Source organism: Vreelandella populi (assembly GCF_003989825.1).
Lineage (GTDB): Bacteria > Pseudomonadota > Gammaproteobacteria > Pseudomonadales > Halomonadaceae > Vreelandella > Vreelandella populi.
In genome coordinates this window covers 1-14,500 of sequence record NZ_RZHE01000014.1, presented here as the reverse complement: position 1 = coordinate 14,500, position 14,500 = coordinate 1, and the positions used below count along the sequence as shown (strand labels likewise).

Genomic DNA, 14,500 nt, shown 5'->3' with positions numbered 1-14,500 from the left:
AATATTTTCCATTTGCCCTAAAAAAACCGCCAACGGCTATAGACACCGTTGGCAGATATAGGGGATTTCTTTCCCAAGCTTACTGAAAATTCCTTTAATTATGGCTTGGCGCTATCAGGAGTTGCGGCCTCCACCATGACTATTCTGCCCACCTTTCTTGCCAGCTTCAGACGCTTTCTCGGGGTCATTGGCGAAATTTCCGCCGCTATTCTGCCCACCCTTGTGACCAGCTTCTGACGCTTTTTCGGGATCATTCGCGAAGTTACCTCCGCTTTGCTCACCACCTTTCTTGCCTGCTTCAGAGGCGCGCTTGGGATCTTCTGCAAAATTACCTGAACCGCCACGATGTTCAGCCATGATAGCTCTCCTTCGTAGTCGATAATCGGCTAGATATCCTCTTCAAGCTGAAAGAGAAATATCTTTCTCAGCACGGTTCGCTGTAACCAGCGTTTAGCTACTTTCCCGTGCACACTCATCACACTAGTAAGGATGGCTGTCCTAGCCAATAGATCATTGTTAAAGTACATATCTAGGTAAACAACAATCATATCCAAAGCCGCTATAAATACCTCTGCGGCTTTTTAGATACGTCACAATATCCTTATAAAACAAGCATCAATAGGCCGACAACCATAACCAAGCCTATGATAAACATGATGCCTACCTACCGTACTTGCCAAAAACTTCAACATTCCTTTCCCCTTGTCGGATATTTGGCGAATGCTTCCCCTGCTGGTGGAAAAAATTACCCCCTTGAGATAGCGAGTGATATTGGCAGGACACTGGACTCCAAGCCCTCTAGCCATAAGCCCCCTTGTTTTGGGTAGGAATAGCAGCTACTTATTATTGGCAATAAAATACTAGCCCCTATTTCTGCAAGCGAGCCGTATCAACGGCTCCCAGGTTCAACGTACCTTACTGTCCTGTGTTTTATGATGATAAAGCTTGGCAAACGGCGCCGCCGTCACACCATGGGCAAGAATCGAGGCAAAGACGATCAGGCTGCCGACCACCCAGGCGATATCATGTCCGGTACGGCTCGAAATCAGGACGGCATAGAACAGGGCCGACACGCCGATCGGCCCAAACCAGCCCATGACAAATGAAATCCGCTTTTCTCTGGCCGGCGGTAATAGGGGTCTTAACAGCAGTATTACCGGTAAGCGACGCAGCAACAGCACGAGAACGGCCAGCAGTACCCCGTTCCAGCCAAGCGCCACCCACTCGGACCAGGGGGCTATTAGCCCAAAGAGCACGAAAACAGGCAAGGTAAAGAAGAGGTTCACGGCTTCCTGAACATTATCCTCCTCACTACGCTCCTGACCACCGACCACTTGGTCAAAAGCCAGCCCAGCGACAAATACAGCCAGGATACTGTTGGTGCCCAGCAGCTTGCCTACGCCAAGCACAAGAATCGTCAACGCCAGCGTGATCGCAAGAAAAGAGGGCTGGTCGAGGTAACGCCTAGCTTCGGCCCACTCCAGCGCACGACCGCTTGCCCAGCCAAGCAGGCCACCGATAACGATGCCGCCGCCCACTTCCCGTAACCAGGTCTTGGCGAACCATTCAGACCAGGCCGCCTCCATGGGCATAGTCAGCAGTAAAATGGGTAACAGCACCAGCGGGTAAGCCAGGCCATCGTTGGCGCCGGACTCAGTAGACAAAAGATGCCTGAATCCGCCGGGCAGGTTTTCCTTGGCCACGCCCCCCGTCACAATGGATGAGGCAATGACAGGGTCCGTGGCACAGATACAGGCCCCAACCAGCATCGCTATCAGCCAAGGTAGCCCCAGCGTCCAGTAGGTCAGCAGTGCACTGATCAAGAACATGGCGGGCATGGCGATCGCCAGCAATAACAGCACCGGGCGCCAGTGGGTCAGAGGGAATTTTGACGGCAGACGCAGGGCAATCCCCATCAGGCTAATTCCCAGCGTCAAGCGTGCTACCTCTTCAAGCATCACCTGGGTATTGCCCCACTCTTGAGGATGCATCCACCCCAATCCATCGGGGCTTAGCAACACGCCCATAAAAAACGCTACCAAGGGAGCAGAAAGCCAGGAACGATCGACGGGACGCGACAATAGACCCAATAGCAGGATTAATCCTCCCACTGCTGCTAGGGCAATGTTGATATCCTTCATGCATCGACACCATGTTGTTGTATTGACTATCCTTCGTACACCATAGGCAAAAGACTTTGAACCTGCCTTCCCATTTTCGAAAGGCATGTGAATGGCTCGGTGGGTTCCTAAAGATCACAGTGTAATAAGGCGGCTTAAGCTAGGCGTGTTGGCAATTTCAACTTGGCTCTTTCCAAGCGTAATCTTTTGATAGGTTATCCATCCGGGGCCTAACCAGAAACTACTAATAAGTAAAAACGACCCTTTCCCATGTTAGAGGATGTCATAAAAGAGAACCCGACCAGTCAGCCGAGTTCTTAACTACGACGCTTATTTCAAAGTAACGCTATAAGTATTGAGCTGTGATACTCAGGCCGCCATGGCAGCACACTCTTCAGCACAGCGGTGGCATGCCTCGGCACACTCCTTGCAATGCGCTGCTTCATGCTTGACGCATTCATCACCGCACTTTTTGCAGATTTCCGCGCAGATTCTGCAAACGTCCTTAGCATATTCACTGCCCTGAGCCATGAAGGATGCAGCCAAACGGCAAATCTGAGCACACTGCATGTCTATACGAATACACTCGGCCATCATCTTGACATCATCTTCCTGCAAGCAAGATGCTGCACAGGAATCGCAATAAGCAGCGCAGGTATTGCAGGCTTCAATACAGGCTTTAAATTTATCGAGGTCCATTGCGCTTCTCCTTTGGATATAGATTTTGGTAGACAAACCTAGCCTCTTCAGAATGCAAATTAGTAGCTAAGCGCCAGCAGGCAAGTCCAAGGTTGTTATCACCTCTTGCTTAATCATTCGTTCAGCTTCTCAGGCTTGGGTGGGCTGCCTACCCTCACCTCGCTGAGATCCTCATGAGATAGGCCGCGCAGTAGAGAGAACATCATGACAAACACCAGAATAAACATCGGCAGGCCGACGACGGTAATCACCTCCTGCAAGGCGGTAAGCCCTGCATCACCCGCCAGCACAATCAACATGGCCGCCAGCATGCCTTCCGAGACACCCCAGAATACACGCTGATGCCAGGGGCCAGGGTCTGGGCTTCCGGTACACAGCATATCGACCACCAGAGACGCGGAATCCGATGACGTGGCAAAGAAGATGGCGACAATCACCACCGCCAGGCCTTGGATTAACGTAGCGGCCGGGAAGTTATCGAAAAACGCGAACATGGCGAGCGGAATACTTTCCGCCACAGCGGCGGACAAGACACCTGCTTGATCACCCATTGCTTCCCGGGCGGCTGAACCAATCCCGTCAATTTCCATCGCCGACCAGCCAAAAATCGCAAACCACACCAGCGTAAAGATTGAAGGAGCGAACAGTACCCCAAAAACAAACTCACGAATGGTGCGCCCGCGGGAAATTCGCGCCACAAAAATGCCGATAAAGGGTGACCACGTCACTGTCCAGGCCCAATAGAACACCGTCCAGCTGCCCTGCCACCCCCAGCCGCTGCCATCAGTACTGGTATAGCGCGCCAACGTGTCATTCCAAAACGCCATCGGCAGCAGATTGGTTATGTAGAGACCAAAGGTTTCGACAACAGCCCGCAACAGAAAAACCGTCGAACCAGTAAACAGCACAAACACCAGCAGGCCAACGGCCATTCCGATATTGATATTGGAAAGCCGTTTAACACCTGAATCTAACCCCGCCACGATTGATCCAACCGCAACGGTTGTCAGAACGGCGATGATGACCACCTTGGTAAACACGGCATCCGGCACGCCAAACAGCTCCGTTAGCCCCGCATTGATCTGCTGGGTGCCCAAACCAATGGAAACCGACACGCCAAACAGCGTGCCGAGAATGGCAAAGATATCGAGGGTTTTACCGATAGGCCCATAAATGCGCTCACCCAGCAGCGGGAAGAATACCGAGCTAAACCGCATGGGCAGGTCGTAACGATAGATAAAGTACGCAAACGCCAGCCCCGGCATGGCGAAAATCGCCCAGGTATGCAGCCCCAGGTGATAGATTGAAAAGCTCATGGCATCGTCGGCGGCTTCTACCGAAAAGGGCTCGACACCGGGCCTTGGCGGCGTAGAAAAGTGGGAAATAGGCTCGGCGACACCCCAGAACATCAACACCGTGCCGATACCGCCCGCAAACAGCATGGTAAACCAGGAGACATTGGTATAGGCCGGCCTTGCATCGTTCCCACCCAGGCGGATCGCCCCGTAACGGCTGATAGCCACCCACAGCAAAAATGCCACCCAACTGGTTACCCCTAGAATAAAGAACCAGCCAAGGTTAGTAACCACCCACTCTCGCCCTGCACCAAAAGCATTACCTATAGCGTCCGGTGCAATCAACAGCGCCACCAGGAACAGGACCATGATGCCTGCGGAGGTGAAAAAAATGGTCGGATCCGTCCGAAGGCCAAGCCTTCTCGCAAGCGTATTGAGCATGTTCGTTCCCCTAGTCTTTACAACAAGATAGGAGTGATGGACTGATTGCGCCAAGGTGTTAGGGAAACTCAAAATGTTGGAAGCTGGCACAGTATGGACTTAAAGCTATTTTTCACCAATAAACTTCCTGATACCTTGAATAATTAGCTGGAGTTAAAACGCTTTCAATGCTGTTTACCTTGCTGTCCGAAAATGCATTAATTTTACTACACATGATTAGTACAGAGGTACTAGAAAACACTCAGTTTTTATACTTAAAAGTTAATTAAAGAAAAAAAATAAAAATTAAATCCAGAAGAACCTGATGTTTTTTAAATATGTCCAGAGGATAAAACGCTTATCACAGATAATAAAACACATTCATTAAACAAAAAATTAGGACGGTATTATTAAAGACTTATAAGCTACATAAGCAGTAGCTAAAAAAAGAACAAATGCAAAAATAATTGTAAAAATAAGTTTAATAAAGACAACTCTATTCCTGTCATCTAAACCTTTCTCCAAGGAATTAAGCTCATCTTCCTGAGATGAAACAAGCTCTGATTTCAATCTTTCAAACAATCCTTTATATTCTTTAACTGTTGCACTCAGTGTTGTAAATTGGCCTAATAAACTCCAACTAACAACAATGATCAAAAATGCAACCATCAAGCAATAAGATATATTTTTAATAAACTGCAAACTACTTAAGGAATCTGCAATTTCCATTTTTGATATTGCAAACCAAACGCCTAGCGGTATTGAAAACGTCTTTGCTGTAACATCGTCAAAAACTTTATTTATTTTATCTATGTATTCAGTCGCCTTCTCTCTGTACTCTTTACGCACCTTATCGAATGAATAATTTCTTACGTATTGCTCATAACTGACAAGTAATTTACTTATAAACGCGTTAAAGTGCGTAACTAAGTGAGACAACCTAGATTTTGAATCTAAATCGCTTAATAAATTATATAATGCTTCACGAACAAGACTAGTCATTGCTTCTTTATGCTGGTCTTTGCATAATAACTCATCTAAAAAGCTTACATCAACATTACTAGCAAGTACTGAATCATCAATACATAGCGTAATATCAAGTGGTTGCCCACACAGAATAGTATATGTATTAGCTTTACTCGTGTGAGAAACATCTTTCACTAAATTACATATTTTTGACAAAGCTAAATACGCTGAGAACTTTTCATCATTACTTTTAGAATCTATTATTTTATTAACGTCACTAACATAAACCGCTTCTACTGGATTCAGTAAATATTCAGTATAATCTGTTAAATCTGACCACGTAGAGCAAATAAAGTATTTACTATTCTGCAAAGATTGCTTTGTTAATTCAACTTTAGCTTTATCATATGCTTCATAATGCTTATCCGTTATTACACTATCGACTGTTAAACTTAATTTCTTTCCCTGTCCTTTCAAAACATCAAATGCCGCAGAACAAAGACCTTCTTTATTCAACCGTTTTAGTTTGTTGACCATTACTGCGTCAAAATTGACAAAGCCAGACACATCATTACCCTCAACAGTGACATCTGTCATTGCCTCTCGTAATGATTTATATAGCTTTAACGTTTCAAAATTCATAATTATCCAATATCTTCAGGCGTGCATTGTAGCTCTAGTATACTCTGCTTCAATGCTTCCGGAATCTCATCAAAAATTAGCTGGCCATCTTTATATGTTACCGTTTTCCCAAGCAGCTCATTATCAAAGCTAATCGAAACTCCCTTACCTCGCCCACTTAAACGTACGTAACGCTTCAATTCTGCTGAACTTATTGCTATCTGTTCACTTAGCTGATGTTCATCATCACGAGCAAGATTTAAAAATTTATCTGCTAAATCCGGAAATACAGCGTTTGCTACATGAGTAAGAAGCACCTCTTTACCATTTTTTTGTTGCTGTTGAATAAATTCATGAGCAGTATCTAACTTTGACTGAGCAACCTCACTATCTAAACCTAATTCTGATGAGTATTTTCTAATCGCGTTCTTTAGCGCTGTTGTTTCTCGAACTGCAGCTTGCTTATCACGTTGACAACCAATAAAATTTTCAAAGTAATCGCGCATTTCAACTGAACGCCCTACTTTAAATTTAATATAACGACTACTTAAGCCCTCTTCCCATTCAGTCAAATTTATTGATGCGCCCAGATGCAAGCGATTTAGATCAATAATCGTTGCCGGATTTAAATCTAGATCTTCGCTAGCATTAATACCGTCAATTCGATTTAAAACAGTAACAGCTAATAGGTTGTTTTCACGATACTCATACACATAAAAAGCCAAGATGCCACCTTTTACGCTTTGCAGTCTTGCTTCACTGATAATCTCGGCAAAACGTTCAGCCATAGCTTTGGTTGTTTCAACAAATGTTGTATCTTTATTTTGAAATTGCTTCAGCTGTTGCTCAAAAGCCGGCTTGAGGGTAGAGTCACCATCAACACCAAACTCACCAATATTTAGTGTGGATTGAGAAAATAGCTCTATCAACTGTTCTGTTAACTTTATGCCTAAACCTTCCGTTGAATTTTCTTCATTTCGCAAATTTTGTACTATTGGATCGCCATCTTCATTACGTGTAACTTCATGAAGAATCACATTTTTAATAGCCATACCATAACCTTTATACTTTAAAATTTGTTAAGACAGTATCGCAAGAGGTACTGAAGAATGAAATATATTCTTCAGAAAAATTTACCTTTTATCCCCCCAATTGCAAATCCCTTTTGAACCATCAGCGAGCTACGAGCTCCAAAACATCAAAAGTGATACCTATCGACTATCTCCAGTCATTTTGATCACTGATGCCGCCATGCCAGTGCTACATAGAGTTCTTCTCCTAGAGGGCCTGCATTATTCTTCCCGCGTCTCTTATCCGCGAAAGTTAGGGCCTCAACGATGTGAGCCTGTATCACGTAGTACAGAACCATTTCAAAGAGGTTGTCAGTAGCATCAATTAAGAGCTTTCAAGCCGCATTGAACGTTATGATCGGCCACACACCCTTTTATATGAACCCATTCTACTGTCAGATAGAGGAATATAAGGTATCCCCTAGTATAGAGAGGTACGAAAAACTGGCGGCCTTGTTGACCAAAATCTAAGACAAAACCACCATTAGCCTCAACGACCATCCATACATACGCTGAAACCCTCGCAGGCTACCACATCCGCTACGCTGCCAGTTGCATCGGCCTAGACGCCAAAGAGATGCTGATCTTTAATTGGGATGTGAACTTAGAACCATAGGGTTGTTTTAAAGAATACATTATGAACACTACTCAAGGCAGCAATAGCGTTGATAAGGATTGGCTTGTAGATAGCAGCGCTCTTTTGGATGACGGCAAGACTCGAGTGATCTTTTACAACTCTCAAGATGAGAGTGAATGCAGCGATCTTCTGTTTGAACTTGAAGGAATGACAGTCGAGGAAATTGTTATGAGGCTCGATATAGGTACTGAGCTGTCTTATGCCCAGTTCTGCGAAATTATTGTAGAATTGGCTGAGTCTGGTTTTTTGCATAGCTATTGTGACATATAGAGCTTTGAGCAATGCTGAAGATGCCGCACGCTTACACTGTATTAGAGGCTACTGACCCATAGGTTTGAACTCAAGCCTTTAATAACACAAAAAGCCCGCTGATCACTCAGCGGGCTTTTTCTATATTCTGTGGCGGAGAGGGAGGGATTCGAACCCTCGAAGCCTTACGACTTACACACTTTCCAGGCGTGCTCCTTCGACCACTCGGACACCTCTCCACATTTTGGTTCAATCACTTAGGCTGTGCCTTTCGCAACAGAACGGCGCATATACTATGGTTTAAGCGGGTAAATAGCAAGCCTTTTTCAGAATCAGTGGCTTGCTGCTGCTAATCGCTGGCTGACAGTACGGCATAACTGCCGTGGGCTTCCAGGCAGAGCGCATCGCCACAGTAAAGCTGCTGGGTGAGCGCGATGCGGCCTTTGCCCCGCTCGGCAAGCTTTTGGGTGAGTTGCTCGATGCCGTCAGGCTCTTCTGGTGTACATATCAGGCGGTAGTCGCCAGTTACCGGGGCCAGAAAGCGCTGGGTGGCTTCGGCCACTACTACATCACGGGCCATGCCCTGCCCGCGTAGCCAGAGCGTTACCCAGCACCAGCCTTGCAGCGTGGTTTGCGCACTTAGCGCGCCGCCAAAGCCGGTGCCTTTGTCGTTCAGGTTGGGCTTTAAAGCCAGTTGCCAGGTAAGTGATTGATTATGCTGCGACATGCTTTCAATCCCCATCGCACCCACCATGGGAATCGCGTCACCTAGCCACTTCTGAAAAGCGGCCAGGTCCTCCTGTCCCTCAGGCAGAGGCAAACGCGGGTGCGGTACACCGGGTTTTCGCATGACGATTACTCCCTACGCCCAACGCTCTACAAAGTCGGCCACGTTATGCTGGGGCAGCGGCTTGTGGCGCCCGCCCAGGTTGCCCAAGTAGATGAAAGCGACTACTTCATCGTCTTCATCCAGGGAAAGCCCTTTGCGTACCACGGGGTCAAAGGCGTATTTGCCGCTACGCCACATGGCGCCCAGTTCCTGCGCGTGGGCGGCCAGCAAAATGCCGTGGGCAGCGCAGCCTGCGGAAATCACCTGCTCCATCTTGGGCACTTTGGGAAGGTCCGGCGTTACCTTGGCAATTACGGCGATGATCATGGGCGCGCGCAGCGGCTTTTTACGCGCTGAATTCAGTGTATCGTCGCTGGCGCTGGGGTCTTCCTGGAACTCGGCTTCGGCAAACAGCTCGCCCAAGCGCGTACGCCCTTCTCCGGTGAATTCGATAAAGCGCCAGGGGCGCAGCTCTTTGTGGTCTGGGGCACGCAGGGCTGCTTTGTAAATGGCGTCCATCTGCTCGGCAGTGGGCGCGGGTTCAACTAGCTTGCCCATTGAGCTACGGTTATGAAGAAGCGTGAGTCCATCCATTTGGGTTTCATCCAATCAATCAGTTAGGCACTACTGTAGCGCAGTCGCTTATTGCCTTGCCAGACGTAGCGGGCTTGGCGGCCTCTGGCCCGGTGTGGCGCGCCACGGGCTGATGTCCAACCCGCCCCGACGCACGTAGCGCGCAAGCACCAAAAGCTCGGTGGGTTTGGCGTGCGCCATTAGGTCGGTGAAGATGTGCTCCACACAGTGCTCGTGAAAATCCTGGTGCTGACGATAGCCGATCAGGTAGCGCAGCAGGCCTTCGCGATCAAGCTTGGGGCCTTTATAGCGAATCAGCACGCTTCCCCAGTCGGGCTGGCCGGTAACCGGGCAGTTGGATTTAAGCAGGTGTGAGTGCAGCGTTTCTTCCACTACCTCATCGCTTACCGCCAGGTGAGTGGCACTGGGCGTGTAATCGCTTATGTCGATGTCCAGGTCGTCCAGGCAGTCGCCGGGCAGCGGCTTCGGGGCAAGCTCAGCGTCTTCCACGCCAAGAAGCTCTACGCTCACCTGGGCACTGGCTGCGTCGCTCAAGTCACGCGTGAGGGTGTCGATCAGCGCTTCACGGCTTTCCATACGCGTCTGGTTGAAGCTGTTGAGGTAGAGCTTCCAGGATTTGGATTCGATCAGGCTCGGTGAATCCGCCGGTAGCCGAAAACGCGCCACGGCCACGATGGGCTTGCCGCGGGCGTTGAGCCAGGAAACCTCGAAGGCGTGCCACTCGTCTTCACCAACAAACGGCAGGCTTCCCTCCTCAATACCCAGCGGCGCGCGGTTGGCGGCGCGGGGAATGGGAAACAAAAGCCCCGCATCGTACTGCTCGGGGTAGGCGGAATCGCGCCCCAGGGGCGCGTGCTCTAAGGTTTCGGGGCGATGTGCCATAGGTCATGCTCTCTTGAAAACGGCGCTTGAAAACAGCTCTTTAAACGGGCGTGCGGTTAACTGCGAATGCCTTTGCCACGCTCCAGCATGGTAAGCGCGACGAAAAATAGCACAATGATAAACGCAAAAATGGCCGCCAGCGCCCACACTACAGGAATGTCCGATACGCCCAGAAAGCCGTAACGGAAGACGTTCACCATGTACAGAATGGGGTTGAGCATGGAGACGCCCTGCCAGAAATTGGGCAGCATGGAGATGGAGTAGAACACCCCGCCAAGATACGTCAGCGGCGTCAGAATAAAGGTCGGAACGATGGAAATATCGTCAAACTTGTTGGCCATCAACGCGTTGATAAACCCGCCAATGGAGAACAGCGCCGAGGTCAGCACTACTACCAGCACGGTTAACAAGGGATGCTCGACGGTCAGGCGTGTGAAGAACAGCGAGACGATCGTGACGATCAGCCCCACACCCAGGCCGCGCGCCATGCCGCCTAGAATAAAGCCGGAGAGAATCACCCAGTTCGGCATGGGCGACACCATCAGTTCTTCCACCGAGCGTTGAAACTTGTTCGAGAAGAAGCTTGAGGCCACGTTGGAGTAGCTGTTGGTGATCACCGACATCATGATCAGGCCGGGGACGATAAAGTCCATGTAGGAGAAGCCGTCCATATCCCCAATACGCGAGCCGATCAGGTTGCCAAAGATGATGAAGTACATCGCCATGGTGATCGAAGGCGGCAGCAGCGTTTGCGGCCAGATACGCGTGAAGCGCTTGATCTCTTTAAGTACCAGCGTCCATAACGCAACGAGTGTTTGAGTCGCATTCATGCGGGCGTCTCCTTGTTGAGTTCAGAGCGCTCATCAATCGCCTTGTTACCTGCCTCTACCATTGAAACAAACATCTCTTCCAGCCGGTTGGCGCTGTTGCGCATGGACACCACTTGCATGCCCTGCTCGCTTAATACGCTGAATACATCGTTCAACTGCTGCCCGCGGTGAATCACCAACGAGAGTTGCGTGGGCTCGATCTGCTTGATCTCAAACCCGTCGATCACCGGTGGCGCCGTGACGGGCTCGGCGAGATCCAGCAGGAAGGTTTCGGTATTCAGCTCGGCCAACAGTTCGCGCACGCTGGTGTTACGCACGATCTCGCCGTGATTGATGATGGCGATATTGCGGCACAGGCTTTCCGCCTCTTCCAGGTAGTGGGTGGTCAGAATAATCGTGGTGCCTTCATCCTGGTTGATGCGGCGCATGTATTCCCACATGCTGCGGCGCAGCTCGATATCCACGCCTGCCGTGGGCTCATCCAGAATCAGTAATTTAGGCCGGTGCATCAGCGCCCGGGCAATCATCAGCCGGCGTTTCATCCCGCCCGAAAGCATGCGGGCGTTGCCATTGCGCTTGTCCCACAGGCCCAAGTCGCGCAGCAGCTGCTCGGCACGCGGCAGCGCTTCACGGCGGGTCATGCCGTAGTAGCCTGCCTGCGCCAGCACGATATCGAGTACCTTCTCGAACTGGTTGAAGTTGAACTCTTGAGGTACTACGCCCAACTGGTACTTGGCCTTGGCGAAGTCTTTATCAATGTCGATACCAAAAATTGACACCTTACCTTCTGACTTCTGCACCAGTGAACACACCACACCCAACGTGGTGGATTTACCCGCACCGTTAGGACCCAGCAGCGCAAAAAAATCGCCCTGCTGGACGTCGAGATCAATACCTTTTAACGCTTGAAAGCCGTTGCCATACACCTTGGTAAGGCCACGGATTGACAATGCCGGTTCGGCCATAAAGATGTCCTGTCAGCAAAAATAGGGCAAAAAATGCGTAAGAAGCCATGATATCGGGGCATTGGGCTTTTTTTTCAAGCCAGCGCACAATGCTACAGCTGGCTTTTTATTTAGTCCGCTAATTATTTCCGCTTAGTGGCTCTTTGTGACACTTTGCCACACCCAGAAAGACAATTAATACTTTAGTATTAGGTTATGCCTTCGCGTTATGTCGATGGCATACAAGGGAACAAGCACTTATAAATAAATGAGAAATCACTCAATGAGCACGATCACGCCCTACACTCCAGTCGCTTTAACGAAGCAATCTGTTACTGAAAGTCCATCCATTCAGTCCAAGCAAGGCTTGGCAGCCCTATCCTTGCGCCGCCAACGGCTTATTGGCGTTGCCGTTTTATGGCTCATACTCGCGATTATGATTGTAGTAAACGCTTGGCAAAGCCGGGCACTGCTGTACCACGAGCGTGAGCAACGCATGGTCACTGCCGTGGATATTGCAATCTCTACTCTGGAACACTTCGATGAGCTCGCCCAGCAAGGCGAAATGACTCAGGAAGAAGCGCAGACGCTCGCGTTTGAAACGATTCGCGATGTGCGCTTTGGCGAAGAGAACAATTACCTGTTCGCGCTGACAGGTGACTTAAAGATGCTTGCCCACCCAAGCCGCGCAAGAGGTGACGATTTATCAAACGTCACCGACCCGCAAGGCACCCTTATTTTCCAATCCATTTTAGATAGCGCCCGCGTTACAGGCAGTGGCTTTACCGAGTATTACTCCAACTTCGCCCGGGGTAACGATGCAATGCCCTTGGTGCGCACTTATACCGAAGCCTATGCACCCTGGAATGTATACGTTGCCAGCGGCGTCTTCATGGGGGACATAAGCCACACTATCATGAGTCAGCTGGTTAAAAGCATTATGGTGGGCTTGTTGGCAGGCGTATTAGTCACCCTGGCGTTTTGGGGAATGATTTCGTTGATACTGCGTCGCCTGGGCGGCGAGCCTAGCTATGCAGCGGGTGTCGTAGGGCGTATTGCTCAGGGCGATCTAACTGCGGAGGTCAAGCTAAGCGCCAACGATACCAGCAGCCTGCTTTACGATATTCAGCAGATGCGCGACAAACTGCATGCAACCATGCAGGAAATCCATACGACCAGCGCAGCGGTGGATCAAAACTCTGGCGACATTGCGGCAGGCAATCAGGAGCTTTCATCGCGCACCGAGCAACAGGCCGCCGCCCTTCAACAAACCTCCGCCAGCATGGAAGAAGTGACCGCTACCGTGCGCCAAAATGCCGAGAACGTTGAACAAGCCAAGGAACTAGTACGTAGCGCCGGCGAAACCTCTCAAGTTGGCCAGCAGGCCATTGGCAAGGCCGTTACCTCCATGCAGGAAATCAGCGCGGAAGCGGCCAAGATTTCCGATATTGTCACGCTGATCGACAGCATTGCTTTCCAGACCAACATTCTGGCACTCAACGCGTCTGTTGAAGCGGCACGAGCCGGTGAGCATGGCCGTGGCTTTGCCGTGGTAGCTGGTGAAGTTCGTCAGTTGGCTAACCGTTCGGCAACGGCCGCCCACGAGATTAAAACACTGATCAACACATCCAATGCGCAGGTAGATAACGGCTCATCGCTGGTGACCACCGCCAAGGAGCGCATGCAGCATATCGATCAGCAGATTCAGCGCATCAATGACCTGTTTGCGGACATTACAGCCGCGACCCACGAGCAAACCCAGGGTATCGAGCAGATCAACGTGGCCATCGCCCAGCTTGATCAGTCCACCCAGGATAACGCCTCCATGGTTCAGCAAACCGCCGACTCCGCACATGACCTGAAACAGCGTTCACAGTCGCTCAACGGCATCGTCAATCACTTCACGCTTAATTAAACACCAGGTATCAACCGCTTACGTTCAGGCAGGCCAACTGCCTGAACGTAGCCCGCCATCAACACATGCATATAAAACACACGCACAGCAAAATGCCGCCAATCATGGGCGGTAGATAAAACGTTTTATAAAGAAGGAAGGGTAAAACAGGGAGGATAACGAAATAAAGCTGTTTACATGGAGCGGGAAAAGAGATTCGAACTCTCGACCCTCGCCTTGGCAAGGCGATGCTCTACCACTGAGCTATTCCCGCAATGTAAACACTTTCTAGATGGCGTCCCATAAGGGGTTCGAACCCTTGTTACCGCCGTGAAAGGGCGGTGTCCTAGGCCACTAGACGAATGGGACGTATAAACATCTATTTGATTGGAGCGGGAAAAGAGATTCGAACTCTCGACCCTCGCCTTGGCAAGGCGATGCTCTACCACT

At 49.7% G+C, this 14,500-nt stretch carries 13 protein-coding genes and 3 tRNA genes; 2 read left to right on the top strand and 14 right to left on the bottom strand.

Annotated elements, in window-relative coordinates; translation table 11 throughout:
• Positions 1–114 precede the first annotated feature (114 nt).
• From ELY25_RS13830 to ELY25_RS13805, 6 genes are all read right to left on the bottom strand, one after another.
• Positions 115–357, bottom strand: coding sequence for a con-10 family general stress protein (locus ELY25_RS13830; protein WP_126951861.1), 243 nt, complete (start codon positions 355–357; stop codon positions 115–117).
• 548 nt (positions 358–905) lie between these two features.
• A complete protein-coding gene (locus tag ELY25_RS13825) occupies positions 906–2,141 on the bottom strand; it encodes a cation:proton antiporter domain-containing protein (RefSeq protein WP_126951860.1) in 1,236 nt (411 codons plus the stop codon).
• Positions 2,142–2,489: 348 nt separating this feature from the next.
• On the bottom strand, positions 2,490–2,819 hold the full coding sequence (locus ELY25_RS13820) for a four-helix bundle copper-binding protein (protein WP_126951859.1): 330 nt from the start codon (positions 2,817–2,819) through the stop codon (positions 2,490–2,492).
• 113 nt (positions 2,820–2,932) lie between these two features.
• Positions 2,933–4,555 (bottom strand): BCCT family transporter, encoded by a 1,623-nt coding sequence (locus tag ELY25_RS13815; RefSeq protein ID WP_126951858.1) that lies wholly within the window; start codon positions 4,553–4,555, stop codon positions 2,933–2,935.
• Between the two features lie 375 nt (positions 4,556–4,930).
• Positions 4,931–6,142, bottom strand: a complete 1,212-nt coding sequence (locus ELY25_RS13810; protein ID WP_126951857.1) for a hypothetical protein — start codon at positions 6,140–6,142, stop codon at positions 4,931–4,933.
• 2 nt (positions 6,143–6,144) lie between these two features.
• On the bottom strand, positions 6,145–7,173 hold the full coding sequence (locus tag ELY25_RS13805) for a nucleoid-associated protein (RefSeq protein ID WP_126951856.1): 1,029 nt from the start codon (positions 7,171–7,173) through the stop codon (positions 6,145–6,147).
• Between the two features lie 655 nt (positions 7,174–7,828).
• On the opposite strand from ELY25_RS13805, the gene ELY25_RS13800 reads away from it, so the two are divergent.
• Positions 7,829–8,098 carry a hypothetical protein gene (locus tag ELY25_RS13800; protein ID WP_126951855.1) on the top strand — a complete coding sequence of 90 codons (270 nt, stop codon included), beginning with the start codon at positions 7,829–7,831 and terminating at the stop codon, positions 8,096–8,098.
• 130 nt (positions 8,099–8,228) lie between these two features.
• On the opposite strand, the gene ELY25_RS13795 is transcribed toward ELY25_RS13800, so the two are convergent.
• The 6 genes from ELY25_RS13795 to ELY25_RS13770 all read right to left on the bottom strand — a co-directional run bounded on the left by ELY25_RS13795 (position 8,229) and on the right by ELY25_RS13770 (position 12,177).
• Positions 8,229–8,316 (bottom strand) — tRNA-Ser (locus tag ELY25_RS13795).
• A 110-nt stretch (positions 8,317–8,426) separates the two neighbouring features.
• On the bottom strand, positions 8,427–8,927 hold the full coding sequence (locus ELY25_RS13790; RefSeq protein ID WP_126951854.1) for a YiiD C-terminal domain-containing protein: 501 nt from the start codon (positions 8,925–8,927) through the stop codon (positions 8,427–8,429).
• A gap of 12 nt (positions 8,928–8,939) precedes the next feature.
• Positions 8,940–9,500, bottom strand: coding sequence for a nitroreductase family protein (locus tag ELY25_RS13785; protein WP_126951853.1), 561 nt, complete (start codon positions 9,498–9,500; stop codon positions 8,940–8,942).
• A gap of 48 nt (positions 9,501–9,548) precedes the next feature.
• The gene (queF, locus tag ELY25_RS13780) at positions 9,549–10,382 is read right to left on the bottom strand and encodes an NADPH-dependent 7-cyano-7-deazaguanine reductase QueF (RefSeq protein ID WP_126951852.1); all 834 of its coding nucleotides are present in this window, start codon (positions 10,380–10,382) and stop codon (positions 9,549–9,551) included.
• A 56-nt stretch (positions 10,383–10,438) separates the two neighbouring features.
• Complete coding sequence (locus ELY25_RS13775; protein ID WP_126951851.1) at positions 10,439–11,212, bottom strand: ABC transporter permease; 774 nt, start codon at positions 11,210–11,212, stop codon at positions 10,439–10,441.
• Positions 11,209–12,177 carry an ABC transporter ATP-binding protein gene (locus ELY25_RS13770; protein ID WP_126951850.1) on the bottom strand — a complete coding sequence of 323 codons (969 nt, stop codon included), beginning with the start codon at positions 12,175–12,177 and terminating at the stop codon, positions 11,209–11,211. The genes ELY25_RS13775 and ELY25_RS13770 overlap by 4 nt, the downstream gene beginning before the upstream one ends.
• A 262-nt stretch (positions 12,178–12,439) precedes the next feature.
• On the opposite strand from ELY25_RS13770, the gene ELY25_RS13765 reads away from it, so the two are divergent.
• Positions 12,440–14,071: a methyl-accepting chemotaxis protein gene (locus tag ELY25_RS13765; RefSeq protein ID WP_126951849.1), complete on the top strand. Its 1,632-nt coding sequence runs from the start codon at positions 12,440–12,442 to the stop codon at positions 14,069–14,071.
• A 178-nt stretch (positions 14,072–14,249) separates the two neighbouring features.
• Here the strand turns inward: ELY25_RS13765 and ELY25_RS13760 are convergent.
• Both ELY25_RS13760 and ELY25_RS13755 read right to left on the bottom strand, forming a co-directional pair.
• A tRNA-Gly gene (locus ELY25_RS13760) sits at positions 14,250–14,324 on the bottom strand.
• A gap of 19 nt (positions 14,325–14,343) precedes the next feature.
• A tRNA-Glu gene (locus ELY25_RS13755) sits at positions 14,344–14,419 on the bottom strand.
• Between the last annotated feature and the right edge of the window lie 81 nt (positions 14,420–14,500).

Coding starts and splice junctions, on each gene's coding strand:
- queF (WP_126951852.1), bottom strand. CDS start 10,382: ATGGCACATCGCCCCGAAACCTTAGAGCACGCGCCCCTGGGGCGCGAT.
- ELY25_RS13810 (WP_126951857.1), bottom strand. CDS start 6,142: ATGAATTTTGAAACGTTAAAGCTATATAAATCATTACGAGAGGCAATG.
- ELY25_RS13775 (WP_126951851.1), bottom strand. CDS start 11,212: ATGAATGCGACTCAAACACTCGTTGCGTTATGGACGCTGGTACTTAAA.
- ELY25_RS13770 (WP_126951850.1), bottom strand. CDS start 12,177: ATGGCCGAACCGGCATTGTCAATCCGTGGCCTTACCAAGGTGTATGGC.
- ELY25_RS13820 (WP_126951859.1), bottom strand. CDS start 2,819: ATGGACCTCGATAAATTTAAAGCCTGTATTGAAGCCTGCAATACCTGC.
- ELY25_RS13765 (WP_126951849.1), top strand. CDS start 12,440: ATGAGCACGATCACGCCCTACACTCCAGTCGCTTTAACGAAGCAATCT.
- ELY25_RS13825 (WP_126951860.1), bottom strand. CDS start 2,141: ATGAAGGATATCAACATTGCCCTAGCAGCAGTGGGAGGATTAATCCTG.
- ELY25_RS13830 (WP_126951861.1), bottom strand. CDS start 357: ATGGCTGAACATCGTGGCGGTTCAGGTAATTTTGCAGAAGATCCCAAG.
- ELY25_RS13815 (WP_126951858.1), bottom strand. CDS start 4,555: ATGCTCAATACGCTTGCGAGAAGGCTTGGCCTTCGGACGGATCCGACC.
- ELY25_RS13800 (WP_126951855.1), top strand. CDS start 7,829: ATGAACACTACTCAAGGCAGCAATAGCGTTGATAAGGATTGGCTTGTA.
- ELY25_RS13785 (WP_126951853.1), bottom strand. CDS start 9,500: ATGGATGGACTCACGCTTCTTCATAACCGTAGCTCAATGGGCAAGCTA.
- ELY25_RS13805 (WP_126951856.1), bottom strand. CDS start 7,173: ATGGCTATTAAAAATGTGATTCTTCATGAAGTTACACGTAATGAAGAT.
- ELY25_RS13790 (WP_126951854.1), bottom strand. CDS start 8,927: ATGCGAAAACCCGGTGTACCGCACCCGCGTTTGCCTCTGCCTGAGGGA.